Origin of the sequence: Acidovorax sp. LjRoot194 (assembly GCF_964253015.1) — a bacterium.
Classification (GTDB): domain Bacteria; phylum Pseudomonadota; class Gammaproteobacteria; order Burkholderiales; family Burkholderiaceae_C; genus Acidovorax.
Window position 1 is genome coordinate 201,546 of the sequence record NZ_CAXUQB020000001.1, and the last position, 25,865, is coordinate 227,410.

At 66.7% G+C, this 25,865-nt stretch carries 23 protein-coding genes; 8 read left to right on the forward strand and 15 right to left on the reverse strand.

Annotated features, from left to right (window positions below):
* Positions 1 to 89: 89 nt before the first annotated feature.
* Together ACSQ3N_RS00965 and ACSQ3N_RS00970 are read right to left on the reverse strand one after the other, a co-directional pair.
* Positions 90 to 935 carry a metallophosphoesterase gene (locus tag ACSQ3N_RS00965; protein WP_436145357.1) on the reverse strand — a complete coding sequence of 282 codons (846 nt, stop codon included), beginning with the start codon at positions 933 to 935 and terminating at the stop codon, positions 90 to 92.
* Positions 936 to 967: 32 nt separating this feature from the next.
* Positions 968 to 1,927, reverse strand: a complete 960-nt coding sequence (locus tag ACSQ3N_RS00970; RefSeq protein WP_436145358.1) for a LysR family transcriptional regulator — start codon at positions 1,925 to 1,927, stop codon at positions 968 to 970.
* Positions 1,928 to 2,064: 137 nt separating this feature from the next.
* Between ACSQ3N_RS00970 and ACSQ3N_RS00975 the strand changes: the two genes are divergently transcribed.
* Positions 2,065 to 2,505 carry a hypothetical protein gene (locus ACSQ3N_RS00975; RefSeq protein ID WP_436145359.1) on the forward strand — a complete coding sequence of 147 codons (441 nt, stop codon included), beginning with the start codon at positions 2,065 to 2,067 and terminating at the stop codon, positions 2,503 to 2,505.
* A gap of 201 nt (positions 2,506 to 2,706) precedes the next feature.
* Here the strand turns inward: ACSQ3N_RS00975 and ACSQ3N_RS00980 are convergent, their stop codons facing one another.
* From ACSQ3N_RS00980 to ACSQ3N_RS01025, 10 genes are all read right to left on the reverse strand, one after another.
* Positions 2,707 to 4,578, reverse strand: a complete 1,872-nt coding sequence (locus ACSQ3N_RS00980; RefSeq protein WP_056163124.1) for a phosphoenolpyruvate carboxykinase (GTP) — start codon at positions 4,576 to 4,578, stop codon at positions 2,707 to 2,709.
* 489 nt (positions 4,579 to 5,067) lie between these two features.
* Positions 5,068 to 5,775, reverse strand: a complete 708-nt coding sequence (gene queC, locus ACSQ3N_RS00985; RefSeq protein WP_056163127.1) for a 7-cyano-7-deazaguanine synthase QueC — start codon at positions 5,773 to 5,775, stop codon at positions 5,068 to 5,070.
* Positions 5,776 to 5,879: 104 nt separating this feature from the next.
* Positions 5,880 to 6,029 (reverse strand): hypothetical protein, encoded by a 150-nt coding sequence (locus tag ACSQ3N_RS00990; RefSeq protein WP_200912360.1) that lies wholly within the window; start codon positions 6,027 to 6,029, stop codon positions 5,880 to 5,882.
* 130 nt (positions 6,030 to 6,159) lie between these two features.
* Positions 6,160 to 7,359: a threonine ammonia-lyase gene (locus ACSQ3N_RS00995; RefSeq protein WP_436145360.1), complete on the reverse strand. Its 1,200-nt coding sequence runs from the start codon at positions 7,357 to 7,359 to the stop codon at positions 6,160 to 6,162.
* A 52-nt stretch (positions 7,360 to 7,411) separates the two neighbouring features.
* Positions 7,412 to 8,635, reverse strand: a complete 1,224-nt coding sequence (locus ACSQ3N_RS01000) for a hypothetical protein (RefSeq protein WP_056163133.1) — start codon at positions 8,633 to 8,635, stop codon at positions 7,412 to 7,414.
* 81 nt (positions 8,636 to 8,716) lie between these two features.
* Positions 8,717 to 8,992, reverse strand: a complete 276-nt coding sequence (locus tag ACSQ3N_RS01005; protein WP_056163136.1) for an H-NS histone family protein — start codon at positions 8,990 to 8,992, stop codon at positions 8,717 to 8,719.
* 180 nt (positions 8,993 to 9,172) lie between these two features.
* Entirely contained in the window at positions 9,173 to 10,018 is an 846-nt protein-coding gene (locus tag ACSQ3N_RS01010) for a hypothetical protein (RefSeq protein WP_056163139.1), read from the reverse strand.
* A 191-nt stretch (positions 10,019 to 10,209) separates the two neighbouring features.
* Complete coding sequence (gene recQ, locus ACSQ3N_RS01015) at positions 10,210 to 12,102, reverse strand: DNA helicase RecQ (RefSeq protein ID WP_235507253.1); 1,893 nt, start codon at positions 12,100 to 12,102, stop codon at positions 10,210 to 10,212.
* Between the two features lie 267 nt (positions 12,103 to 12,369).
* The gene (locus ACSQ3N_RS01020) at positions 12,370 to 12,720 is read right to left on the reverse strand and encodes an RNA recognition motif domain-containing protein (protein WP_056163143.1); all 351 of its coding nucleotides are present in this window, start codon (positions 12,718 to 12,720) and stop codon (positions 12,370 to 12,372) included.
* Positions 12,721 to 12,838: 118 nt separating this feature from the next.
* Complete coding sequence (locus ACSQ3N_RS01025; RefSeq protein ID WP_200912359.1) at positions 12,839 to 13,078, reverse strand: hypothetical protein; 240 nt, start codon at positions 13,076 to 13,078, stop codon at positions 12,839 to 12,841.
* A gap of 348 nt (positions 13,079 to 13,426) precedes the next feature.
* Here ACSQ3N_RS01025 and ACSQ3N_RS01030 point away from each other — a divergent pair, with 348 nt between their 5' ends.
* The 5 genes from ACSQ3N_RS01030 to ACSQ3N_RS01050 all read left to right on the forward strand — a co-directional run bounded on the left by ACSQ3N_RS01030 (position 13,427) and on the right by ACSQ3N_RS01050 (position 19,189).
* Entirely contained in the window at positions 13,427 to 14,491 is a 1,065-nt protein-coding gene (locus tag ACSQ3N_RS01030; protein ID WP_436145361.1) for a homocysteine S-methyltransferase family protein, read from the forward strand.
* Between the two features lie 190 nt (positions 14,492 to 14,681).
* Positions 14,682 to 15,632: a tRNA 2-thiocytidine(32) synthetase TtcA gene (gene ttcA, locus ACSQ3N_RS01035; RefSeq protein WP_436145362.1), complete on the forward strand. Its 951-nt coding sequence runs from the start codon at positions 14,682 to 14,684 to the stop codon at positions 15,630 to 15,632.
* Between the two features lie 189 nt (positions 15,633 to 15,821).
* Entirely contained in the window at positions 15,822 to 17,264 is a 1,443-nt protein-coding gene (trhP, locus tag ACSQ3N_RS01040) for a prephenate-dependent tRNA uridine(34) hydroxylase TrhP (protein WP_436145363.1), read from the forward strand.
* A 193-nt stretch (positions 17,265 to 17,457) separates the two neighbouring features.
* Positions 17,458 to 18,828 (forward strand): SH3 domain-containing protein, encoded by a 1,371-nt coding sequence (locus tag ACSQ3N_RS01045; RefSeq protein WP_436145364.1) that lies wholly within the window; start codon positions 17,458 to 17,460, stop codon positions 18,826 to 18,828.
* 52 nt (positions 18,829 to 18,880) lie between these two features.
* A complete protein-coding gene (locus tag ACSQ3N_RS01050) occupies positions 18,881 to 19,189 on the forward strand; it encodes a hypothetical protein (protein ID WP_436145365.1) in 309 nt (102 codons plus the stop codon).
* Between the two features lie 52 nt (positions 19,190 to 19,241).
* Here ACSQ3N_RS01050 and ACSQ3N_RS01055 read toward each other — a convergent pair whose 3' ends face one another.
* Positions 19,242 to 19,877, reverse strand: a complete 636-nt coding sequence (locus ACSQ3N_RS01055) for a hypothetical protein (protein WP_436145366.1) — start codon at positions 19,875 to 19,877, stop codon at positions 19,242 to 19,244.
* Positions 19,878 to 20,134: 257 nt separating this feature from the next.
* Here ACSQ3N_RS01055 and ACSQ3N_RS01060 point away from each other — a divergent pair, with 257 nt between their 5' ends.
* Both ACSQ3N_RS01060 and ACSQ3N_RS01065 read left to right on the forward strand, forming a co-directional pair.
* On the forward strand, positions 20,135 to 21,244 hold the full coding sequence (locus ACSQ3N_RS01060; protein ID WP_056163165.1) for a hypothetical protein: 1,110 nt from the start codon (positions 20,135 to 20,137) through the stop codon (positions 21,242 to 21,244).
* 277 nt (positions 21,245 to 21,521) lie between these two features.
* A complete protein-coding gene (locus ACSQ3N_RS01065) occupies positions 21,522 to 22,349 on the forward strand; it encodes an EAL domain-containing protein (protein ID WP_056163168.1) in 828 nt (275 codons plus the stop codon).
* 103 nt (positions 22,350 to 22,452) lie between these two features.
* Here ACSQ3N_RS01065 and ACSQ3N_RS01070 read toward each other — a convergent pair whose 3' ends face one another.
* Positions 22,453 to 23,850: an MFS transporter gene (locus tag ACSQ3N_RS01070; RefSeq protein ID WP_436145367.1), complete on the reverse strand. Its 1,398-nt coding sequence runs from the start codon at positions 23,848 to 23,850 to the stop codon at positions 22,453 to 22,455.
* Positions 23,850 to 25,508: a class I adenylate-forming enzyme family protein gene (locus tag ACSQ3N_RS01075; protein WP_436145368.1), complete on the reverse strand. Its 1,659-nt coding sequence runs from the start codon at positions 25,506 to 25,508 to the stop codon at positions 23,850 to 23,852. Before ACSQ3N_RS01075 ends, ACSQ3N_RS01070 begins: the two co-directional genes overlap by 1 nt.
* Positions 25,509 to 25,865: the final 357 nt, after the last annotated feature.

The following is a 25,865-nucleotide window of genomic DNA, read 5'->3' on the forward strand; positions in this document are numbered from 1 at the left end:
CAGACTACTGCGCGGGGACTTCTGTTGTCTTGACCTGGGTCATGCTTTTTCTCCTGCGCCTGCGGCGCCGTGGGGCACCCGCAAGCCCATCATACGGTGACGCAAAAATGCGGCTCGAACGCAGCCTGCTCGCCCTTGCGGGCATAGCCCAGCGGGTTGGCCACCACGCGGCACTGCCAGGGCACGCCGTTGGCGTGCACGCCGCGCACCACATAGTCGCTGGGGGCGTGCAGGTGGCCGTGCAGCCAGAGCTGGGCCTGGGGCAACAGGGCATCGAGCGCATTGCAAAAACCCGCGGTGCCGGGCACCAGGCCGTAGCGCGGGTCGGCGCTCAGGAGGCTGGGCGCAAAGTGCGTGACCACCACCGTGGGGCCATCGAACGGCGTGGCCAGCGCTGCGGCGAGCCAGGCTTGGCTGGCCAGCGCCTCCTCGCGCATGGGCTCTGCCAGAAAGGGCTCGCCCTGGCGCGTGCCACCCGTCTTGCGCAGGTAGAAGTTCGCGGCGCGGAAGGCCTTGTCGCGGTGCTTCAGGCGGCGGGTGATGTCGGTCGTGCCTTCATGGTCGGCCAGGGCGTCGAAGTCGCTCCAGAGCGTGGCGCCGACAAAGCGCACGCCCTGCAGCTGCAGCGTTTCACGCTCCAGCCACACAATGCCCAGCCCCTCGCAGGTGCGGCGCAGGCGGGCGTGGGCTTCGTCGAAATCCTGCGCGTCGTACTCGTGGTTGCCGGGTACGAAGAGCACCGGCGTGGGCCAGCCCGCGTACTGGGGCAAGGGTGAAAAGCGCGCCAGGCCGAAGTCGTCGTCGGCCAGCAGCGAGCCCGCCTGGTAGGAGCCGACGTCCCCGGCCAGCACCAGCACGTCGGCACCGGGCGCAGGTTCGGGCTTGAAATGGGGGTGGACTTCGAGGTGCAGGTCGGACAGCAGTTGAATCTTCATGGACCGGGCAGTCTACGTCCTCGCGCAAATCCTCAGGTTTCGGGAAAGGTGCGCCGGGCCGACCGGGCCAGGGCCTGCAGCAGCCACGTCATGGCGGTCTGCTGGGCGCTGCGGCGGCGCCACAGGGCATCCACGTGCACGGGCGGCACGTCCAGCGGCAGGGTGCGCTGCACCAGCGCATCGGCAATGCCCGTCACCGGAACGAAGTGGCGCGGCAGCACGGTGAGCAGGTCCGAGCCCGAGACCACCCGTCCGGCCGTGAAGAACTGGTTGACGGTGATCACCACCTTGCGCTCGCGCCCCAGCGACGCCAGGGCCTCGTCGATGAAGCCGAACGGCCGGCCCGAGAAGCTCACCAGCATGTGGCGGGCCTCGCAGTAGGCGTCCAGCGTCAGGGGCGCGGTGGCCAGCGGGTGGCCCTGGCGCATCACGCACACGTATTCGCCGTCGTACAGACGCCGGCTCTCGAAAGCCACCGCATCGCCCGACTGGGCGCGTGCCGTCAGGTCCGCCAGCACGGCGGGGAAGTAGCCCACGGCCATGTCGGCCGCCTCGTCATCGAGCAGGCGCCGCGGGTCGCGCGTGGTCAGGGGCAGCACGCGGATGGCGATGCCGGGCGCCTCGCGCTCGATGATCTCGACCAGCGCTGGCACCAGCGTGGCCGCGGTGGCGTCGGCCATGGCCAGCACGAAGGTGGATTTGGCCGTGGCAGGGTCGAACCGCCCGGGCGAAAAGGACTCCTGCAGCTGCGCCAGCGCCTCGCGCACCGGGGGCCACAGCGCCAGCGCACGCGCGGTGGGCTCCACCCCCTGGCCGCTGCGCACCACCAGCTCGTCGCCCACCACGTCCCGCAGGCGGCGCATCGCGTTGCTCACGGCGGGTTGGGTGATGGACAGCTTGTGGGCCGCGCGCGTCAGGCTGCGCTCTGCCATCACCTCATCGAAAACCCGCAGCAAATTGAGGTCCAGAGAGCGGAAGTTCAAGGGTGTCATGGGAGCGCCTGGATGCAATTATCACCAATGTGAATATCCATGATTCAAAATATAAACTTGAATGCGCAAAGGGTAAACCCTAATATCACCCCATCGCCCGGCAATCACGCCACAAGCGTTAGAAAAGGGAAACCGAAATGACCAGCTTCGCACACGTTGACTACCCCACCGAACACCTTGGCGTTGTACGCGCCGAAAACGCCGCCGCTGCCCTGAAGCGCGCCGCCACCCAATTTGACGGCGCCCGTGGCGCTGCCACCCTCCTGCTGGCTGCCGTGGTGTCCGCACTGCTGGTGGTGGCCCACCAAGTGGTCGACACCTGGACCGAAGGCCACCTGCTGGCCGCGTGGATGGTGTTGTGGCTCGTCGCCTTCGCCGCCCTGGCCCTGCTGACCTCGCCAGCACGCCGTGCCAGCGCTGTCCTGCGCGTGGCTGGCAAGGCCTTCACCGAAAACCGCCGCCGCGCTGCCGAAGACGAGCGCACCTGGCAAGTCGCCATGAAGGACCCCCGCATCATGGCCGAACTGAACCACGCCATGGGCATCGCCACGGTGAGCGACATTCGCAAGTACTACTGAGATGGACGGTGCGGCCAGACCGCACGATCCGCTGAACTTTAAAAGCCGTGGCGTTCTCGCCACGGCTTTTTTTGTGGCCTGCAGATTGGCACGGCATCGGCCATAGGTCGAAGGCAGGCATTAAAAAACCGCCCGGTCATCAGACGGGGCGGTTCTTCTTGGTCGTGGGGATGGGCCGACCTTACGGTCCAACCCAAAGCGTCAGGCAGCCAAGCGCTTTTCCAATGCTGCCTTGGTATCGAGCAGTGCCTTGGGCAGGTGGTACGCCAGCTGTTCGAAGTGCGCATCGTGCAGCTTGAACTCTTCTGCCCACGCGGCCTTGTCGATGCGGGTCACGGCCTCGAACTGCTGGGCGTTGAAGTCGATGCCCGTCCAGTTGATCTCTGCGTACTGGGGAGCCACGCCGAACATCGTCTCCGTTCCCTGGGCGGTGCCTTCCAGGCGGTCGATCATCCACTTGAGCACGCGCATGTTGTCGCCGTAGCCGGGCCAGACGAACTTGCCGGCCTCGTCCTTGCGGAACCAGTTCACGCAGAAGACCTTGGGCAGCGCCTTGCCGGTGGCGGCGATCTTGCCTTCCATGTCGAGCCAGTGCTGGAAGTAGTCGCTCATGTTGTAGCCGCAGAATGGCAGCATGGCGAACGGGTCGCGGCGCACCACGCCCTGGGCGCCGAAGGCGGCGGCGGTGGTTTCCGAGCCCATGGTCGCGGCCATGTACACGCCTTCCGTCCAGGTGCGGGCTTCGGTCACCAGGGGCACGGTGGTCGAGCGGCGGCCGCCGAAGATGAACGCGTCGATCGCCACACCGTTGGCGTCGTCCCACTGCGCATCGAGCGCGGGGTTGTTGGCGGCAGCCACGGTGAAGCGCGAGTTGGGGTGAGCGGCCTTCGCGCCGGTTTCCTTGGCGATCTGGGGCGTCCAGTCCTTGCCTTGCCAGTCGATCAGGTGGTCGGGCAGCTTGCCGGTGTCCTTTTCCATGCCTTCCCACCACACGTCGCCGTCGTCCGTCAGGGCCACGTTGGTGAAGATCACGTCCCGGCCCAGCGACAGCATGCAGTTGGGGTTGGTGTGCATGTTGGTGCCGGGGGCCACGCCGAAGTAGCCGGCTTCGGGGTTGATGGCGACCATCTTGCCGTCGGCGTTGGGCTTGATCCAGGCGATGTCGTCACCGATGGTGGTGATCTTCCAGCCGGCAAAGCCGGCCTCGGGCGGCACCAGCATCGAGAAATTGGTCTTGCCACAGGCACTGGGGAAGGCCGCTGCCACGTGGTACTTCTTGCCAGCGGGGTTGGTCACGCCCAGGATGAGCATGTGCTCGGCCAGCCAGCCCTGATCGCGGCCCATGGTCGATGCGATGCGCAGGGCCAGGCACTTCTTGCCCAGCAGCGCGTTGCCGCCGTAGCCCGAGCCGTACGACCAGATCTCGCGCGTCTCGGGATAGTGGACGATGTACTTGACCTTCGGGTTGCAGGGCCAGCTCGTGGTGTCCTTCTCGCCATCGGCCAGGGGGGCGCCCACGGTGTGCATGCAGGGCACGAACTCGCCTTCCACGCCCAGCACGTCGTACACGGCCTTGCCCATGCGGGTCATCAGGCGCTGGTTCACGGCCACGTAGGCGCTGTCGGTCAGCTCCACGCCGATGTGGGCGATGTGGCTACCCAGCGGGCCCATGCTGAAAGGCACCACGTACATGGTGCGGCCCTTCATGCAGCCGTCGAACAGGGGCTGCAGCGTGGCGCGCATCTCGGCGGGCGCCATCCAGTTGTTGGTGGGGCCGGCGTCTTCCTTGGCGGCCGAGCAGATGTAGGTGCGGTCTTCCACGCGGGCCACGTCCGACGGGTCGGACCAGGCCAGGAAGCTGTCGGGGCGCTTGGCGGGGTTGAGCTTCTTGAAGGTGCCGGCGTCGACCAGCTGCTGGCACAGGCGGTCGTACTCTTCCTTCGTGCCATCGCACCAGTAGATGCTTTCGGGCTTGCACAGGGCGGCCATGTCGGCCACCCAGGCGAGCAGCCGGGCGTTCTTGACGTACGTGGGGGCGTTGAGATTCAGGCCCTGCATGGTGGGTGCGTTCATCGGGAGCTTCCTAAGTTAAAAAACAGTTTTTTCAAAGGAAGCGAACCGAGGGGTACGCGAAAAGGCCTGGCGCAGGTGCGATGCTGAGCGCTGCCTTTGAAAAAACGGCTTTCGTGCTCAGTCGGCGGGCGGGCGCAGGGGTCAGCCCCACGGTGTGGCGGCTATTCCACGGAGTCCGCGGGTCGGCTGGGATGTCAATTTTATGAATCTGCTGCCGACTTGTCTGTCAGACTCGCCCCAAAATTATGCAAAAGATGCATGAGGTTATGTGGGGTTGAGGGTGGCATGGCGACCCGTTTGAGCAGCGGCACTGCCCTCCGAAACCGGCGCGCCCTGAGACCCGTGCACCCGTGGAACTGGCTCCGCCAGGCCACCGGGTGCGTCCCCCTTCAGGGGCTGAGGCCTGCGGCTCCAAGCCTGCCTGCGCAGGCTTGGACAGGCCGAAGAGGCCGCGAGTCTGGCGCGCGCTACCGAGGCGCCGCAGGCGACTCAGGGGGTTTTCCTGCCCTTCCAGCGCTCGTACCCGGCCTTGCGCAATTCGCAGGCGGGGCAGGTGCCGCAGCCATGGCCCCAGGCATGCAGCGTGCCGCGCACGCCGTGGTAGCAGGTGTGCGACTCCTGGATGATCAGGTCCACCAGCGCGTCGCCGCCCAGGGTGCGGGCCAGCTCCCAGGTGTCGGCCTTGTCCAGCCACATGAGCGGCGTGTCGAAAGTGAAGCGTTGCCCCATGCCCAGCGACACGGCCACCTGCAGGGCCTTGAGCGTGTCGTCGCGGCAGTCGGGGTAGCCCGAAAAATCGGTCTCGCACATGCCGCCCACCAGCGTGTGCAGGCCACGCCGGTAGCCCACTGCGGCCGCCAGGTTGAAGAACAGCAGGTTGCGGCCGGGCACGAAGGTGTTGGGCAGGCCGGCGGCAGTCATCTGGATCTCGGTGTCGCTGGTCAGCGCGGTGTCGCTGATGCGGCCCAGCACCGCCAGGTCGAGCATGTGGTCCTCGCCCAGCCGCTCGCGCCACTGCGGAAAACGCTCGCGCATCTGCGCCAGCACCGTCTGGCGCGCCTGCAGTTCCACATGGTGGCGCTGACCGTAGTCGAAGCCGATGGTCTCCACATGGGCGAAGTGCGTGAGCGCCCAGGCCAGGCAGGTGGTGGAGTCCTGGCCACCGGAGAAAAGAACGAGGGCGTGTCCGGGTCGCATGGCAAGGCTCCTGGCGTGGGGTGGGGCGATGAGGGCAGGGGGGAAGGCTTGGCGTGGGCAAAAAAAAGCCCCGCAGCGCGGGGCTTTTTATGGTGCCCGGTGGCTCAGGCCATGTACACGGCGATGAAGGCCAGCAGGAAGATCAGCACGCCGCCCACCACAGGCAGCACGACCGGGGCCACGTGGACCACGTTCTCCACGGGGTCGTGGGGGTGGGATTCGGCGGGGGCGTGTGCAGTGTTGTGTTCGGACATGGGGCGGCTCCAGATGCTTAAAACTTGCGCAATTCTAGCCGCGAGCGGCGCACTCTCCAAACGGCAGTACCGGTTCGCCGCGCCGCAGACGATCACGCCAGCGCAAACCCTGCCCATCGCCGGCAGGTTCTCAGATCAGCGCCGCCTCCATGCCGGCCTCGCGCAGGCGACCCAGCACATCGTCGATGTGCGTCTTGCCCCGGGTCTGCAGCACCAGCTCGATCTCCACGTTCTGCGCCGCCAGCATGGTGAAGGCGCGCTGGTGGTGCACCTCTTCGATGTTGGCACCGGCGTCGGCCACGGTGGCCGTGATGCGTGCCAGCACGCCCGGCACGTCGCGCGCGCTGACCTTGATGCGCGCCAGGCGGCCGGACCGCACCATGCCGCGCTCGATGATCGCGGCCAGCAGCAGCGGGTCGATGTTGCCACCGCACAGCACCAGGCCCACGCGCTTGCCCTTGAAGCGCTCGGGGTAGCGCACCAGCGCGGCCAGGCCCGCGGCGCCTGCGCCTTCGACCAAGGTCTTTTCGATCTCCAGCAGCATCAGCACGGCCTGCTCGATGTCGCCTTCGTCCACCAGTACCAGGTCGTCTACCAGGCGCTTGACGATCTCCTGCGTGATCTTGCCGGGCGTGCCCACGGCGATGCCTTCGGCGATGGTCGAGGTGCCCTGCGGGTGGCTGGTGCCCTTGACTGCGTTCACCATGGCCGGAAAGCGCGTGGTCTGCACGCCCACGATCTCGATGCCCGGCTTGATGGCCTTGGCCGCCGTCGCCACGCCCGAGATTAGCCCGCCGCCGCCCACGGCGATCACCAGCGTGTCCAGGTCGGGCACGGCCTGCAGCATCTCCAGGCCCAGCGTGCCCTGGCCGGCCGCCACGCCTTCGTCGTCATACGGGTGGACAAAGGTCAGCTGCTGTGCATCGGCCAGCGCGTAGGCATGGGCGCGGGCTTCTTCCAGCGTGTCGCCATGCAGCACGACCTCGGCGCCGAAGCCGCGGGTGCGCTCCACCTTCACGCCGGGCGTGAAGCGCGGCATCACGATCACGGCGCGCAGACCCAGGCGCTGTGCGTGGTAGGCCACGCCCTGCGCGTGGTTGCCGGCGCTCATGGCCACCACGCCGCGGGCGCGCTCTTCGTCGGACAGCAGCGTGAGCCGGTTGCACGCACCGCGCTCCTTGAAGGACGCCGTGAACTGCAGGTTCTCGAACTTGAGGAACACCTGCGCCCCCACGATCTGCGAGAGCGTCTTGGACTCCACGCAAGGGGTATCGAGCACATGGCCCTGCAGGCGGGTGGCGGCGTCGCGGATGTCTTGGAGGGTCAGCATGGCGCCATTGTGGCGCAGTGCGTGGGGCGGTGGCCGCAGGGCACCGGCTGCCTCACACGTTGACCGCATCCATGCTGGTGGCCCTGGCCCGCAGCCTCGCCATGCACCCCGCATCCGGGAACTCGACCACCTCATACCGCGGCAGCACATACGGCAGCCGCTTGGCACCGGAACCTGAGATTTCCAAAAAGTCCGCCATGGTGACGATCAGCGGATCCTCGCCTTCCTCTTCACTCAGCAGGACCAGATCCGCCGTGGGCAGCCAGGTGTGGACGTCCCGGGGCAGTACGGCGTAGCTGATGAGCTGCCCATCTGCAGACCTTTCCACCAGCGTGTGCGTGGCAACGAACACATCCGTGCCCGCCTGCTCCTGCGCGATGTCCATCGCCTGCTTCTGCTCGGCGTAGCCGCTGGCCAGAAGCTCGCGCTGCAAACGCCCCAGCGCCCGCCCCGGCTCGCCGGGTGGCGTCCACGGAGCCCAGGTTTTGTCGGTCAGCACGAACATGTCGGCAGACAACGGCCGGGATTCCTCGAAGAGGATACGGCGGGCCTGGCCGACCATTTCGATCAAGGCGGCTTCGTTGTCTGCGCCGCACACCAGCAGGCAACTGCGGTTGGGCACCATGGCCACGGGCTGTGCGCCGACCGGCAACTGCCAGATCAGCTCGTGCACCAGGATGCGTGCGGCATCGTAGTAGTCGCCGTAGTGCGACGCGAACAGCCCGCGGCTGACCTCATGGAATGCTGGCGCGGCCTGGTGGCGAAGGTTGTCGACGGCGACCTGAAGCACGTCGTCGAAGGTCTTGTTCCAACGCTTCAACACATCGTCGCCAATCTGCTTGATGTTCAGCTCGCTGTCGATGGCCAAGGCAATGCCCAGGTCGTCCGACAAGGGGCAGTAGGACATGATGTCCGTCAGGGCCTTCTCGTCGGCGGCCTCGATGCGCATGAGGTCCACGCCCGAGAGGTTTCGCAGCACCGGCAGCAGACGGCCTTGGACCTCTTCGTACACATCCTCCGAACTGCCGGCGGACACCATGCCCCGCACGAAGCGGTCCAGCTGCTGCCGCCTCATCGCCGGGTCGGCACGGCGATAGTCTGCGTAGATGTTGTGCAGGTTGATCAGCAGCCCGCCGGACTGCTGGATCTGGAATTTTTCCCGCTCCAGCGTGAAGGTGTGCTCGGGCCAGGCGCGTCGCAGTGCATCGAGCACCATGTCGGCAAAATTTTCCGCAGTGGGCGGGCGGTGAAAGATATTCTTGAGAAAGGTGAGCACGGCGGCTGGCGGTGGGAGTGGCAATAGAGGCGCCTGGCGGCATGCCAGGCGCCGATGCATCGGCTGACGCTCCGCAGCGTGCTAGCGGATCACGAACTGCTCGCGGTCCTTGCCGGCGATCCACTTCGGCGGCTTTCCGCGGCCAGTCCAGGTGGCGCCGGTCTGGGGGTCGTGGTACTTGGCGGGCACTTTCTTGGTATCGGGTGTCCACGGAAACACCTGCTGCGCCGTGAAGTCGAATTCCTTGATCAGGTGCTTCACGGTCTCCAGCGCAGCTGCCCCTTCGGCCTTGCGCGCTTTGCTGATCTGTTCATCAAGGTGGCGCTTTTGCGCCAGGAGTTCTGCGTAGGTAGTCATCGAACGAATGGGTTTCGGTTGGGATGGTCTTTGAAAAGCCCAGCGGTGGGCCACGGCGCTGTCGAAGGCACCTACCGCAGATTGTGCCGTTGCGCCGGGCGCTCCACACCCCATGTCCATGACTTTTGGTCGCCGCGGTGCGGGTGGCCTGAGCGGCGCCCGTACCGAAGATGCCCGTGTTTACTGGGGCAGACCGAACCGGGAGAGGTGCTCGATGTGCTGCAGCAGGGCAGAAGCGTCGCCCGTGCGCAGCTCCGCGTCCTTGTAGAGCAGGCCGGTACCCACACCCTTGGGCGTGGTCAGGCGGCGGATGTACAGCGACTGCTGGGAGCTGCTGGCAGACCCCACCGAGTAGCCTTCGCCTTCATTCACGCTGTAGACGAAGACGTAGGAGCGTACGAGCTGGTTGCTGGAATTGATCTTAACGCACACCACATTGCCGCTCAGCGCGCCACGCACCTGTTGCTCACAACCAAAAGTCTGGGCGGTGTTGGACATCAGGCCGTTGCCGTTGGCGGTCGGAGCAAGGCTGGTGTTGAACTCCACCAGGTCCGACTGCAGGCCTTCGCTACCGATCGAGTTCAGCGTCCAGAAGCCGCGCAGGCTTTCCGCCACCGCGCCGTAGCCAAAGTTGAAGCGGGAAATCGCCACTTCGGGCTCGTTCGGGAATGTGATGAACCCGGTGGTGCCGGTTGTGAAACGCACGGACACATTGCCCGCGCTTCCCGTCGCGGTGCCGGAGCGGGCGCCACTGCCAAAGAAGCGGCCGCCGCTGTATTTGTTCAAAGGTGCGGTCACCTTGTTGTCGACCACATCGCCCACCGCCAGGTAGAACGTGGGCTGGCCGCTGCTCTCATACGCGTACATCTGCATCACCAAAGTGGTGTTCTGCACGTCGATCCCGAAGCCTCGGCCGGGTTTGCCATCCATCTCCGACGTCACGATCCACGTGCCGGCTTGGGGAGAAAAAGCATGCACGAGGCCTGCGCCCATCAGTGCGGCCACTGCCAGAATTTTCTTGAACATCCGCGTCTTTCTCATTGGTTGTTGAACCTCCCTGTGAGGCGAGAGAGGTTATAGCCGATCAAGCCCCGTAGGAACCTGCGATTTCGCAAGCTGCAGCCGCATGCCATGCTCGTGTGTGAGAGCGACAGAAGTACGGTTCCCCTGGCTGGTCAGAAACATCAGGAACGCATCCGACACGCGTCCGGCACGCATCAGGCGTTCGTGCACACCCTCAACACCTCGGCCCCGTAGGCATCGAGCTTCTTCGCACCCATGCCGCTGATGCCCTGCAGGTCGTCCAGCGTGGTCGGGTTGCGCTCGGCAATTGCCGCCAGCGTGGCGTCGTGAAAGATCACGTACGCCGGCAGGTTGTGCTCGCGCGCCACTTCGGCGCGCCAGGACTTGAGGTTGATGAAGCGCACCTGGGCGTCCGGGCCCAGGTTGGCTGCGGCGGCCGGGGGGGCGCTGCCCTTGCGGGTGCGCTTGGCCGGTGCGGACGAGACCGATTCGCGCAGCTGCACCGGCACCTCGCCTTTGAGCACGCCGCGCGAGCCCTCGGTAAGGCACAGGGTGTCAAAGCTGTGGCCGCTGTCCAGCATGACCTTCTGCAGGCCCAAAGCGCCGGTAGCGATCAGCTGGCGCAGCACACCGCGCAGCTGGGGCTCGGTCAGGTCGGCGCCGATGCCGAAGGTGGAGATCTTCTCGTGTCCGAACTGCGCGACCTTCTCGGTCTTCTTGCCGCGCAGGATGTCCATGATGTGCCCGGTGCCAAAGCTGATCCCGCTAGCCTGGTTCACGCGGTAGATGGTGGACAGCAGCTTGCGCGCGGCATCGGTCGCATCCCACACTGCGGGCGGGCTGATGCAGTTGTCGCAGTTGCCGCACGGCGTGGAGGCTTCGCCGAAGTAGGCCAGCAGCCGCACGCGGCGGCAGTCGGTGGCCTCGGCCAGTGCCAGCAGCGCGTCGAGCTTGCCGCGCAGCGCCTGCTTGAACTCCTCGCCCGCGGGGCTCTCGTCGATCATGCGGCGCTGGTTGACCACGTCGTTCAGGCCGTAGGCCATCCAGGCATCGGCGTTCAGGCCGTCGCGGCCCGCGCGGCCGGTCTCCTGGTAGTAGCCCTCGATGTTCTTGGGCATGTCCACGTGCGCCACGAAGCGCACGTCGGGCTTGTCGATACCCATGCCAAACGCGATGGTGGCGACCATCACGATGCCCTCTTCGCGCAGGAAGCGGTCCTGGTTCTTCTGGCGCACCTTGGTGTCCAGCCCCGCGTGGTAGGGCAGGGCGTTGACGCCCGCGTCGCTCAGCGTGGCCGCCAGCTCTTCCACGCGCTTTCTGGACTGGCAGTACACCACGCCGGCCTCGCCCGCATGCTCGCGCTCGATGAAGCGCAGCAGCTGCGTGGTGACGTCCTTTTTTTCCTCGATGCGGTAGCGGATGTTGGGCCGGTCGAAGCTGCTGATGAACAGCCGCGCGTCTTCCAGCTGCAGCCGCTCGATGATGTCGGCGCGCGTGAGGTCGTCGGCCGTGGCCGTGAGCGCGATGCGCGGCACGCCCGCATAGCGCTCGTGCAGCACCGTGAGCGCCCGGTACTCGGGGCGGAAGTCGTGGCCCCACTGGCTCACGCAGTGCGCCTCGTCGATGGCAAACAAGCTCAGCACGCCCTGCTGGTACAGGTCGTCCAGCAGACCGAGGAAGCGCGGCGTGTTCAGCCGTTCGGGCGCGGCATACAGCAGCGTGATGGCGCCCGTCTGCAGGCGAAACTCCACGTCCTGCGCTTCGTCGTAGCTCAGCGTGGAGTTGAGGAACGCCGCCTCCACGCCCGCCTCGTGCAGCGCGCCCACTTGGTCGTGCATCAGCGCGATCAGTGGCGAGATCACGATGGTCACCCCGCGCCCCTGCTGCTGGCGCACGATGGCCGGCACCTGGTAGCACAGGCTCTTGCCGCCCCCGGTGGGCATCAGCACCAGCGCATCGCCCCCGCCGATCACATGCTCGACGATGGCCTGCTGCGGGCCGCGGAACTGCTCGTAGCCGAAGACGTCCTGCAGGACGGTGTGGGCGGGGGATGCGGAGGGGGCGGAGGACAGGCGGGAGGACGACAACGGATACTCTGAATTTGATAGCTGCCAGCGCTTGCCTGGCAAGCGGTAGAGGCCAATTGGATCAATATTTCGCGGCAGGCGCGCCCGCAGGCGAAGGGGCTATTGTGCGCCGGGCACCGCGTACGTCCCCACAGCCGGCATCAGGACCGCCGCGGCCAAGCCCCGCAAGGGCCCCGGCCGCGGCACAGCGGCTGGCGGGGCGCCGTGGCCGGGGCGAAAAAAAACCGGCTCCACAGAGCCGGTTTTCAGGACACGGGAAGACCCGGTTCAGTAGCGGCCGCCGCCGAAGCCGCCGTTGCCGTAGCCCACGTCCGAGCGCTTGCCGGCGTTGTAGCCTGCGTCGCTGTAGCCACCCGAGCTGCGGTTGTCTTCGCGTGGGCGGGCCAGGTTCACGACGATGGAGCGGCCGTCGACCGACATGCCGTGCAGCGCGGTGATGGCGGCCTGGGCCACTTCGGCGTTGGCCATTTCGACAAAGCCGAAGCCCTTGGAGCGGCCGGTTTCGCGGTCCATCATGACCTTGGCGGAAGACACGCCGCCGAACTCGGCGAAGTTGCTTTCCAGGCTGGAATCGGTCACGGAGTAGGGCAGGTTGCCCACATAGATCTTGGTGCTCATGGGAGAGTCTTTCTAAAGGATGGCGCGCAGCGAAGGGCGTACCGTTGGGGTGGGTGTGCGGACCGGGAGGAGCCCGCAACCACGGGGGAGGCGGATGGAATCTGCAGCGTGCAGACCATCAGCACATCGGAGGGTGCGGCATGCACGCCTGCAGCCAGCCCTGGGTGACTGCGAACAGCCGGGCGGCTTCGCGCGATGCAAAGACCTTGTCAAAACGGAACACGCGGCAGTAGCTGCCCTTGCTCTCTGAACGATGGACCGAGAAGGAGGCGCGGAAGCGGCCGCAGTCGGTCGGGTGTGTCGCGGGCGAAACGACGTACTTGCCCATGGAAATGGCGGTCTGTGAAATCTGGTTCATTCAATATCGCAGGCGGAACATTGGCCTGCGTGAGCATCAAGGGGCTCGGCGGGCTGCAGCTCTAGCAGGCCCACTGGGGCGACACATGTCGCACAACGCACCTGCAGTGGCAAAGACGTGTTGCTAGCGGTCTTTGAGCAGGCGTTGCTGCGGCGGCGCGGCTCGGAAGCCGTGACTGCAGCAAGGTAAATTATATCCCATTGGAATTTAAAAGTCGATCAATATTATTGATGGTTCTAAAAAGCGCCGGGTGCGTCCTGGAAGGTTTTTCTACCCGTTTCCGCACCCCGGGCACTGCAGCAGCCCTGCACACGGCCCTGCGCGCCCGGCTTCCTACAATACGGGGCTATGCAAGCCCTTCACTACACCCGCGCCGCGCAGCTGCCCGACATCCTTGCCCAACGCATCGTCATCCTCGACGGCGCCATGGGCACCATGATCCAGCGCTTCAAGCTGGGCGAGGCGCAGTACCGGGGCGAGGGCTACAGCGGCCCCGGCGGAGCGGGCGACCGGTTCAAGGACTTCGCGTACGACGTGAAGGGCAACAACGAGCTGCTCTCGCTCACCCGGCCCGACGTGATCAGCGACATCCACGAGCGGTACCTCGCCGCCGGCGCCGACCTCATCGAGACCAACACCTTCGGCGCGACCACCATCGCGCAGGACGACTACCACATGGCCGACCTGGCGCGCGAGATGAACCTGCGCTCCGCCCAGCTCGCCCGCGCCGCCTGCGACAAATACAGCACGCCCGACAAGCCCCGTTTCGTGGCCGGCGCCCTGGGCCCCACGCCCAAGACGGCCAGCATCAGCCCCGACGTGAACGACCCGGGCGCGCGCAATGTCGACTTCGAGCAGCTGCGCGCCGCGTACTACGAGCAGACCGAGGCGCTGGTCGAGGGCGGCTCCGACGTGCTGCTGGTCGAGACGATCTTCGACACGCTCAACGCCAAGGCCGCGCTGTTCGCCATCGACGAGTACTTCGAGAACAGCGGCCAGCGCCTGCCGCTCATCATCAGCGGCACGGTCACCGACGCGTCGGGCCGCATCCTGAGCGGCCAGACCGTGACCGCCTTCTGGCACAGCGTGCGCCATTCGCGCCCGCTGGCCATCGGCCTGAACTGCGCCCTGGGCGCCACGCTGATGCGCCCCTACATCCAGGAGCTCAACCGCGTGGCTGAAGACACCTTCATCAGCTGCTACCCCAACGCCGGCCTGCCCAACCCCATGAGCGACACCGGCTTCGATGAAACCCCCGAGATCACCAGCCGCCTGGTGCACGAGTTCGCGGCCGAGGGGCTGGTCAACATCCTGGGCGGCTGCTGCGGCACCACGCCGGACCATATCGGCGCCATTGCGAAGGCGGTGGAGGCGGTGCCCACGCGCAAGATGTTCTACCCCGCCGAAGCCTGATTTTGGATGGAATTGGCTGCTACCGCTTGCTGATACAGCGGCAGTAGCTATAAAAACAGTAGCAACTGAAAACTGCTGCCGTGCGGTAGCGCATTGCCGGGCGACCGACTCTGCGGCACATTCCACAGGTTCTGACGCCTTCGGCTGAACTTTGTCTTTTCCCTTGCCCCACACCCCGGCCTGCTTTTCCATGTCCGAACCCGCCACCCTCCTTGAAACGCCTGCGGTCCCCAGCGCAGAAGACAGCGCAGCCGCCGCCGAGAGAGCCGCCGCCCACGCCGCGCTCAAGCTCGAAAAGCGCCTGGTCCGCCAGGTCGCCCAGGCCATCGGCGACTTCGGCCTCATCGAAGACGGCGACAAAGTCATGGTGTGCGTCTCCGGCGGCAAGGACAGCTACGCGATGCTCGACGTGCTGCGCATGCTGCAGCAGCGCAACGGCCACAAGTTCGAGCTGATCGCCGTCAACCTCGACCAGAAGCAGCCCGGCTTCCCGGCACACGTACTGCCCGAATATTTGACGCAGGTCGGCGTGCCCTTTCACATCGAAACGCAGGACACCTACAGCGTCGTCAAGGAGCACATCCCCGAAGGCAAGACCATGTGCAGCCTGTGCAGCCGCCTGCGCCGGGGCATCCTGTACCGCGTGGCCGACGAACTGGGGTGCACCAAGATCGCGCTCGGCCACCACCGCGACGACATGCTGCAGACGTTCTTTTTGAACATGTTCTTCGGCGGCAAGCTCAAGGGCATGCCGCCCAAGGTGCAGAGCGACCGCGGCGACCACCTCATCATCCGCCCGCTGGCCTATGTGGCCGAAGACGACCTCAGCCGCTGGGCGGACATCCGCGCCTTCCCCATCATCCCGTGCACGCTGTGCGGCAGCCAGGAGAACCTGCAGCGCAAGCAGATCGGCCAGATGCTGCGCGACTGGCAGCAGCTGTACCCCGGCCGCATAGAGAACATGGCCGTGGCCCTGCGCAACCTGGTGCCGTCGCACTTCATGGACCCGCGCCAGTTCGACTTCAAGGGCATGGTGCCCAATGGCGTGCAGGATGCCGATGGCGACAAGGCGTTCGACCCGCCAGAGTTTCCGGCGCAGGCTGTGGGCACGCTGGCGGGCCTGTCGGTGATGCCGCGCTGACCCCTTCCCGATGCACTCCATCGCCATGGCTTTATCGACAGCGTTCGCATCCCCTTCACCGTTCGGGCTGAGCTTGTCGAAGCCGGGGCCCAGCCTTCGACAGGCTCAGGCCGAACGGGTGGGGTGTGAACTGGCAAATCCGCACCCGTCCGTCCTCATCCGCCCTCACCACGCATCCAGAGGCACCCCATGACCCCCCTCCTCAAAGCCCCCGAACTCCTCCTGCCCGCCGGCTCGCTCGACAAGATGCGCGCCGCCTACGACTTTGGCGCCGACGCCGTGTACGCCGGCCAGCCGCGCTACTCCCTGCGCGCGCGCAACAACGAGTTCAAGCTTGAGCAGATCCGCCAAGGCATCAGCGAGGCCCATGCGCGCGGCAAGAAGTTCTTCGTCACCAGCAACCTCATTGCGCACAACGACAAGATCCGCACCTACCTGCGCGACATCGAGCCCGTGATCGACTGCCGGCCCGACGCCCTCATCATGGCCGACGCGGGCCTGATCATGATGGTCAAGGAGAAGTGGCCCGAGCAGGTGGTGCACCTCTCGGTGCAGGCCAACACCACCAACTGGGCGGCGGTGAAGTTCTGGCAGAAGATGGGCGTGGAGCGCGTCATCCTCTCGCGCGAACTCAGCCTCGACGAGATCGAGAAAATCCGCCAGGAATGCCCCGACATGGAGCTGGAGGTCTTCGTGCACGGCGCGCTGTGCATCGCGTACTCGGGCCGGTGTTTGCTCAGCGGCTACTTCAACCACCGCGACCCCAACCAGGGCACCTGCACCAACGCCTGCCGCTGGAACTACGCCACCCACGACGCCGACATCGACGCCACCACGGGCGAAGCCATCGCCCAGAAGATGGAGGGCGACTTCAACTTCGAGGCCGCGCAGCAGAAAGCGGAGCAAGCCTTTGCATCGACCACCGGCAACGGCGAGCGCCACCCCAAGGCCGACAAGGTCTACCTCATCGAGGAAGCCGGCCGCCCCGGGCAGATGATGCCCATCATGGAAGACGAGCACGGCACGTACATCATGAACAGCAAGGACCTGCGCGCCGTGGAGCACGTGGCGCGCCTGGCGCAGATCGGCGTCGATTCGCTCAAGATCGAGGGCCGCACCAAGAGCCTGTACTACGTGGCCCGCACCGCCCAGGTCTACCGCCGCGCCATCGACGACGCCGTGGCCGGCCGGCCGTTCAACCCCGAGCTGCTGATCGAGCTCGAAGGCCTGTCCAACCGCGGCTACACCGGCGGCCTGCTGGAGCGCCGCCCCAGCAACGACTACCAGAACTACATCAACGGCCACTCGGCCACGCAGCGCAGCCAGTTCGTGGGCGAAGTGCTGGGCGCCGAAGGCCTGGCTGCAGCGGGCCTGAGCGGTGACTGGGTGCAGGTCGAAACCAAGAACCACTTTGCCGTGGGCGACCTGCTGGAAGTGGTGCACCCGAGTGGCAACCTCAGGCTGCGGCTGGAGCAGATGCGCAACGTGGACGGCCAGAGCATCGCCGTGGCGCAGGGCAACCCGGTGCGCGTGTGGATACCGCTGCCTGCGCGCTACGAAGGCGCGCTGCTGGCGCGGGTGGTCGAGGCGCAGCCGCCGGCTGCAGCGCCCGAGCCTGCCTTGGCGGTGTGACGGTGTGAGGTGGGCGTGCATCGGTTGCATCGCCATGCACCGGGCATGACACCATCCACCGTTCACGCTGAGCCTGTCGAAGCGCCGCGCGAGGCTTCCACAAGCTCAGCCCGAACGGATGTTTCAAGTGCGGCAATGTGGATCAGTAGTTGGATAGATCAATTGGATCAGCCAGTCACGAGGGCGCGGACACATGAAGACGATTTCTGATGGCCTGCACTTCCTTCGCTGGGCCGCGGCGGCGGCGATCATGCTGGCTAGTGGCAGCGCAGGGGCGCAGACTCCCGCCGTTGCGCCTGCCAAAGCACGCTACGTGCAAGGCTCCTGGGTCAACCTGCGCGACGCCGCCCAGCCACAGGCCCGCGTGGTGGCCCAGGTGCCCGCTAACACGGTGCTGGAGCAACTGGCCGAGCGCGACGGCTGGTGCGCCGTGCTGTACCGCGGCGACCCGCGCCTGGGCGCTGCGCTGGCGGCGCCGGTGCAAGCCCATGTGTCGTGCCAGCTGCTGGTCGACCAGCCCCTCACACTGTCCCAGGCGGGCAAAGACGCTGCCCGCGCCTTCTGGGTCGCACCGTCGCCCAACCGCCTGCGGGCCTACGGCAACGCCCTGCCACGCCCCGCATCGCTGCAGATCGCGGCGCTGGCCAAAACCCATGCGCTGGACGCACCGGTGGTGTACCCCCAGCGCCCCGAATGGGACGCGGCCAAAAAGTTGATGCGCACCGGCGTGCTGCTGCGGCCCGAGCAGGAAATCGACCGGGGCGCGCCCGTCAACCCGCTCGCCGATGTCAAGCTCGCCACCCGCGCGGTGGACAACCTGCCGGCCGTAGCGCCCCTGGCCACACGGCCGGTACTGCCCGCCATCGCCCCGTCGTACTTTCGCCGCCACGACGGCGTGGCCTTGCTGCACGAGACCGATGCCGACGGCCTGGCCGCCGTGGCCGGCACCCGCATCAGCGTCATTCCCACCGGCACACCCGTGGGCCGTTTTGCCCGCCACAGCGGGCCCGAGATCGAGTACGTCACGGGCTTCTGGGACGTGGGCACCGCAGACCAGGCATTCGCCCCGCCACTCACCGTGTACGCCATCGCCCAGCAGGGCCTGGTGGGCGCGCACGCCGTGCGCAAGCGCATGTGGGACATCAGCAACGACGCCCACTACTGCGGCGGCCACTACCCCGGCCGCGCGTTCAACGACCCCGGCGAAGAAGCCCAGCCCGTGCGCGGCTACGCCAAACTGTCCGACACCGCCGACGTGCTGGCCCGCCTGGTCTTGCCTGGCAAGCTGCCGCCTGAGGCTGTAAAGGTGCGCTCCACGCGCTACGCCACGAGCTGGACGATGCCCGCCGACCCGCCCATCCGCGACAAGCCCCAGCGCAAGAACACCGCCGTGACAGTGCACGAGATCGACCTGGACCGCGACGGCGTGGCGGACATCCTGCGCATCGACATACCCGCGCCGGGCAGCATGAGCTATGAGCCGGTCTTTGAATGGCGGTGGTACCTGAACATCAACGGGCAGTGGTTCAGGGCGGGGTATTGGGTGGATCAGGAGTGCACGTGAGGGAGCTAGCTCTCGACGGCGGATTCAACCAGTCATTGATACGATCAAGCAAATGAATGCTCACCCATTGACGCTTGCCTTTCTCGGAACTGTGGCCGCTCGACCGGGAATGTTTATGCGCGACTTTGACCTGAGAGCTTTAGAGCAGCAGCTGTACGGTTACGAGATGGCGCTTCGAGATGCAGGAGTCATGGGCGGGCATGAGTATTTCAACTTTGCATTCACAGACTATCTGCGTGCTTCTCAAGGGCTTAGTTGTCCAGATGGCTGGGCTGTTGCTATTACCGCCACGCAGGCAGATGCAAAGCAGGCCTTCACTACGTTTCAGGAGCTTCTGAGGAAAATGACATCCTGCGAATAGTCCGCTTGGTGCCCAAAGCCTTCGGCAAACGGGTTGTCACCGTCCTTCGTTCTCACCGCAACCGCGGCTGCCGCAACAACGCCGCCAGCACCAGCGCCTCCGCCACCACCTCCATTGCCTCTTCCAAAGTAGCCAACAACTCCGGCAGCCACGCCCCGTGCGGCTGCACATTCGGCCACTGGTCCACCCCAATCGCCAAAAGCCCGACCGCAAAACTGGCCCACAGCCAGCCACGGGTACTGCGGTGCGACAACGCCCCGTGCAGCCACACCAGCGTGAACAGGCCCACCACGGCCACCGCGAGCATCGGCGCCTCGCGCACCACACCCCACCGGCACGCATCCAGCCACTCGTGGCAGCGAAACTTCCAAAGCTCGTGCAGCATGAATTGTTCGTCCAGCGCCAGCGCGCCGAAGGCCAGCGTGAGACACACACCCAGCCGCCACGGCAGGCAGCGCTCGGCGGTCAGGCGCAGTGCGGTGATGCACAGCGTGAGCAGTAGTGCGCTCGACAGCCACGATGCGGGCGAGTTGTCGGAGCGGAAGGCGCGCTCCCAGCCGGGCGCAAAAACCCAGGCGCTGAGCAGCAGGAATGCCAGCACCGCGCCCAGCAGCGCAGGCGCAACCCACGGGTGGGGCGCGGGGCTGACGGCCTGAGGGGTGTGTGGCGCGGTGGGGTGTGAAGACATGGCCGTTGGATGCGAGGGCTGCCACCGACACCGTGTGGTGCGGAGCAGGCACAGCGGATTCTGAAGCAAAAATGTGCCGTACCGCGCTCTGGTTGAGTGCTAGGCGCTATAAATTCAATAGCTGAATGCCTCGGGAGTGTGGACGCCGGCCGATCGGATGTGGTGGTGGCGGGTCGTGCGGCAGCCGTGGGTCGTCGCCCACCCTGGTCATGTCGCAGGAATCACTACAGAATCCACCATCCCCCCGCATCCTTGGCATGGCCCTTCCCATCGACCCCTCCCGCAGCGCGCTCCCGCCCGTGGCCCAGTTCCTGGCCGAGGCGGCGTTGCAGCGGCAGACGTCGCTGCTGGGGCTGGACAAGGCACCTGCAGTGCATGCTCCGGCCGGGGCCGACCCGGCCGCGCCGCCTCCGACGGCGGGCTCGCCCCCGTCGCCCACCAGCCCACTGCCCCTGCCAGCCGACAAGGCCAGCATCTCGGCGCAGGCGCGCGAGCAGCTGGGGGCGGGCTTCGACCCCCGGCGCCCTGGGGCCGATGCTGCGCAGGGCGGTACCAGAACCGGTGGCGTACCGCTGCGCATGCCTGTGCCTCCACCATTGCCCACAGGGGCGCCCGCGGTGGCAGCGCCTAGTGCTGGGGCGGCGTCGGCCACATCCAGCGCTGCCTGGCCGGCCACCGGCCTCGGTGCGCCGCTGATGCGCATGGTCAGCGCACTGGTGCAGCAGGTCACGGCCGGCAGCGGTGCGCCGCAGCGCGTGGTGTCCGCACAGCCCTGGCCGGTGGGTCTGGCGCAGGCGCTGGAGAACGGCTCCATCGACCCGGAGCAGCCCCCACTGCAGACCTGGCTGGTGCGCCAGGGCTCGGCCCAGACGCCCGAGGGGCCGCGCGGCTTTGCGCTCACGCTGCGCGTGCCGGTGCCCTGGCTGGCCGCGCAGGCAGCCCCCTCCGCAGCCACCGCGGCCGCCGCTCTGCCCGCGGGCGCCCTGCAGGTGCCGTTTGCGGGCGGGGGCCAGGCGCTGCAGTCGGGAGTGATTGCACTGGTGCTGCAGGGCGCCGACGCTGCTACGCCCCGCACCAGCGCGCTGCTGGTGCTGGACTTTCAGCCCCAGCTGGCCGCCACGGTGTATGGCCGCGACATGCTGGCGCAGCAACAGGCCGGTCGCCTGGACCCATGGACGCAGATGGCCGTGCTGCAGGCCAGCGGCCAGGTGCCGCGGGAGGAAGACCGGGCGCGCAATGGTGCGTCGGGTTTGTGCGAGACGGCGGGCTGCCCCTATGCAGCCCGGTCCGAATGCTTGCAGCCGTTTTGCCTGGCGATGCGGGGCGTGGTGCCGGCCGAGCCGGTGGGGCCGGCACCCACGGCGTAGGGCGTCTGTGGGCTAGCCGCACGGGGCCGGTGCGGCTGGTGTGTCGACCGGCTGCGGGGCAAAGTTGCGTATGACTGCGGCGGCAACGGCTGCAAGCCTGCGGAATCGCATTGGCAGCGCTGCCTCTCAGGCGCTTCTCAACAGCCTCTCAGCAGCTCCTCAGCAGCCCCTTAGCCGCCTCGGTTGTCTCAGCTGTCCTACGGCCGCGGGTCTCCAAAGAGCGCACCCTTCTGGTGGCTGGCTGCATAATTTTGCAGATCGAACGGACCTTTGAGCAATGCACGCAATTCCTCCCGCCCACGTCGTCAATGCTGCGTTTCCCGTCGATTTCGTTCCGCTGGCGGGCACGCCGCAGGACTGCGAAGCGTGCGGCAAGGGCGAGGGGCTGGGGTTTCAGTTCGACTTCGCGTACCAGCCCATCGTGGACGTGGAGCGGCGCGAGGTCTATGCCCACGAGGCCCTGGTGCGCGGCCCGGGCGGCGAGGGCGCGATGACGGTGCTGTCGCAGGTGAACGACCGCAACCGCTACCGGTTCGACCAGGCCTGCCGGGTCAAGGCGATCAAGGGCGCTGCCCGGCTGGGAATCGCGCAGCCGGTGTCCATCAATTTTCTGCCCAACGCCATCTACCGGCCCGAGGTCTGCATCCGCACCACGCTGGAGGCAGCGCGGGCGCACGGCTTTCCGCTCGAGCAGATCATCTTCGAGGTGACCGAGGGAGAGCGTGTCGAAGACGGCCCGTGGTTTGCGAGCATCCTGCGCGAGTACAAGCGCTGCGGCTTTCGCACCGCCATCGACGACTTCGGTGCCGGCTATGCGGGCATGAAGCTGCTGTCGGATTTTCAGCCCGACATCATCAAGATCGACATGGACCTGATCCGCAACGTCGACACCAACCGCGCGCGCCAAGCCATCGTGCGCAGCTTGGTGCGCCTGTGCGAAGAGATGCACATCCAGGTGATTGCGGAAGGCATCGAAACCCCTGGTGAGCGCGACTTCCTGGCCGACACCGGCATCCGCCTGATGCAGGGCTACCTGTTCGCCAGGCCGGCCTATCGCGCGGTGGCTGCGCTGAACGCGTCAGCGTTCGACAGGCCGCGCCAGTAATTCAGGCGCTGACCCCGGGTGCCGCTGCCGCACTGCAGACCGGGCGTTGCGCGGTCTGCAGTGGGGGCGACGCAATGGCGCAGAAGCTCAGTGGTCCAGTGGCTCAGGACGTGCCCATGCGCGACAGGATGCCTGCATGCCGCGCGCGGGTGATCGGGTAGGCCACCAGCAGCGGAATCGCCAGCACCAGGCACACCGCCGGCAGCACGCCGGTCATCAGGGTGATGCCCTGCAGCGCACTGGCCGACTGCGCCACGTTGGGCACGTAGCCCGTCACGTCCAGCATGCCCGCCACCATCACCGTGGCCAGCGTGCGCGCCAGCTTGTCCATCAGGCCGTACAGCCCGTAGTACATGCCCGTCTGGCGTTCGCCGGCCTGCATGTGGCCGTGGTCGATGGTGTCGGGCACCATGGCAAAGGGCACGATCCAGTGCGCACCCATGCCGATGCCGATGACGACCAGGATCCCGGTGACCATGCGCTGGTCGCCCGGCCCCACCCAGTAGAGCGCCACCAAGCCGCCAGCGCACAGCACCAGGCCCAGCACGTACGCCCAGTTCTTCTCCCAGCGGTCGACCACGTACTTCCACCCGAACAGCGACAGGCCCACCACGCCGAGCAGCGTGCCCATGTAGCGCGGCAGGTCGCCCTTGTCACCCTGCAGCTGGTAGATCACGAAGTATGCGAGCGAGGCCTGCACCAGCGTGAGGCCCAGGCGCACCAGGGTCGCGGCGCTCATCAGCAGCAGGAAGGGGCGGTTGCGCAGCGTGGTGCGCAGGGTCTCGCGCACGCTGTCCCACATGGGCCGTGCGTCGGCGGGGGCGTCGGTCTGCTCGGTGGGTGCGGCGCTGCCCTGGGGCTCGCGCACGCGCCAGGCCACCACGGCCACGGCCACACCGGCGATCAGGCCGAAGCATGAGCCCGCCAGCGCATAGCCCGTGCGCGCGTCGGGCGCGGCCCGCACCAGGATCGGCATGAACACGCTGCCGGCAAAAAAGCCGATCAGCGCGCCCATCGATGCATAGGCCGTGAGGCTGGTGCGCTCGTCGTAGTCGGTGGTCATGTTCGCGGCCATGGCCTGGTAGGGCAGCTGCACCAGCGTCATGAGCGTGTCGAACACCGTGTACGTGATGGCGATCCACAGGAACGCAGCCACGGGCGACAGCCCTGGCGGCACCATCCACACCGCAGCCGCGGCAATGCCCAGCGGGATCGCGCCATAGATGAGGTAGACGCGGTGGCGGCCCCAGCGCGATCGCGTGCGGTCGGTCACCCAGCCGAATAGCGGGTCGTTGACGGTGTCCCACACCTTGCCCACCAGCAGCGCCGCGCCGGCCACGGCAGGCGCGACCAGGGCCACGTCGGTGTAGAAGATCATGAGCATGAAATTCATCGCCGCGATCAGCATCTGCAGGCCGACGTTGCCGACCGCGTAGCTGAGCTTGGTGCCCAGGGTGAGGGGCGATGGCGTGGCGGTACCCGGTACGTTGCTGGAGTGCATCACGGTGCCACCGCCGGGATGGACGCGGGCACTGCGGCGGACGTGGTTGCAGGGGCGGCTGCGCGCGGCGGCGCGGCTTCGAGCATTAGCCGCACTTCGCGGCGCAGCATCTTGTTCAGGAAGCTGCGCGGAATCTCCTCGACGATGCGCACATCGTCAGGCTGCAGATGCGCGGGCAGCTGCTGCACCAGGTACTGCGCGATCTCGCCTTCCAGCGTGCGCCAGTCGTGCTCCTTGCGCCAGCTCTGGCGCAGGCTCAGCACCAGCACGGCCTGCGCACCATGCTGCACCAGGCAGGCCTCCTTGACCGAGGGGTGGGTGTGCGCCACCTCTTCCACTTCGCGCGGGTTCAGCAACTGCCCGTTGCGCGAGACGCGGTCCGCGCTGCGTCCCAGCACGTGCAGGTAACCCGCCTTGTCGAAATACCCCAGGTCGCCCATCACCACCCACCCGTCGCGCAGCGTCTCGCTGGTCTTCTCGGGGTCGAGCCAGTAGCCGTCGAAGCGCACGGGTGTCAGCACGGTGATCAGGCCCATCTCGCCCTGCGGCAGCGGCTTGAAGTCGTCGCTGCGGATGACCACCTGCACGCCCGGCATCACGCGGCCCACGGTGGAGAGCACCTCCAGCCCCAGCGGGTTGCCCTGGGCATCCACGTGTTCGTGTGGCAGCAGCCAGGTGATGGGTGGCAGCGCCTCCAGGCAGCCGTAGCCCTGCTGGAAGATCGGCCCGAAGCGGCGGATGGCCTCGGCGATCTTGGGTGAGGGCGTCATCTCGGAGCCGTAGGGCACATGGGTCAGCGACGACAGGTCGTACTGGTCCAGCGTGGGCTCGTCCAGCAGGTCGATGATGGCCGAGGGCGAGAGGAACGCGCGCGATACGCGGTGCCTCTGGATCAGCCCGGCCAGCGTGGTGGCGCTGAAGTCCTCGGGCATCACCAGCGCTGCGCCCGACAGCAGCGTGGGCAGCACCAGGCCCGAGCCCGGCCCCGTGAGCGGCAGGCCCAGCATGTTCACATCCGGCCCCCCCACGGGTGGCGTGAAGTTGATCGAGCGCGAGATGAAGCGCACGCTGTCCAGGTACTTGCGGTTGCTGTAGCCGATGGACTTGGGCAGCCCGGTGGTGCCCGACGTCATGTGCAGCGCAAAGATGTCGTCCTCGTGCACCTCGGCCGTGCCACGCGCGGGCGTGGTCTGGGCCAGGGCCTTTTCGTACTCTTCGCCGATGGCCAGCGTCCGCAGGCCCGGCAGCTTTTCGCGCACGGCCTGCAGGATGGGGGCGCTCAGCAGCGGGTCGTGGATGAACACCGTGGGCTTGACGCGGCCCATGGTGGTCAGCGCCGCATCGGCCGGCAGGTGCTTGTGAAAGCTGGCAAAGATGGTGCCGTTCTCGAACGTGGCCAACCGCACCTCGTACTGCTCGCCGGTCTCGGGCAGCAGGGTGAACACCACGTCGCCCTTTTTCACGCCCTGCGCCTGCATCCAGGCCTGCAGCCGGTGCACGCGGTCCTGCAGCTGTGCATAGGTCAGCGTGCCGCGCCGATCGATGAGCGCAGGCTTGTCAGGGTTCCGAAGGTAGGCCAAGCGGGCCACGGCGCGCGCGGTGCGCAGGCGGTTGAGCATGAAGCGCGCTACAAAGCTGCGCAATGAAGGTAAGGCCACCAGAATCTCCCGAAAATCGCATGAACTAAGCAAGGAAGTTTTTCACGGCTTACCGTTTCAAGAGATGACCATTTGTATGTGCACGTATCCATTGGTTTCGGATTCGCCTGTGCGGCGCGTTTGCCTTGTTGAACGGTTTGCATCGACCCCCCACACCGTCGCCACCGCGCAACAGCAGGGCACTGAGCCCTTGTTCGGGGTCCATCAAAGCCAGCGATAAACGCTGCTTCAAAGCACTCCGCGGTCAGTTCTTTGGATGCATCGAACCCAGCATCAAAGACCAGCAAAGTTACAAATACGCCACTGCAACCGCACACCGACGACCATCAGTCCGCAGCCGCAGCATCGCCGCGGTTT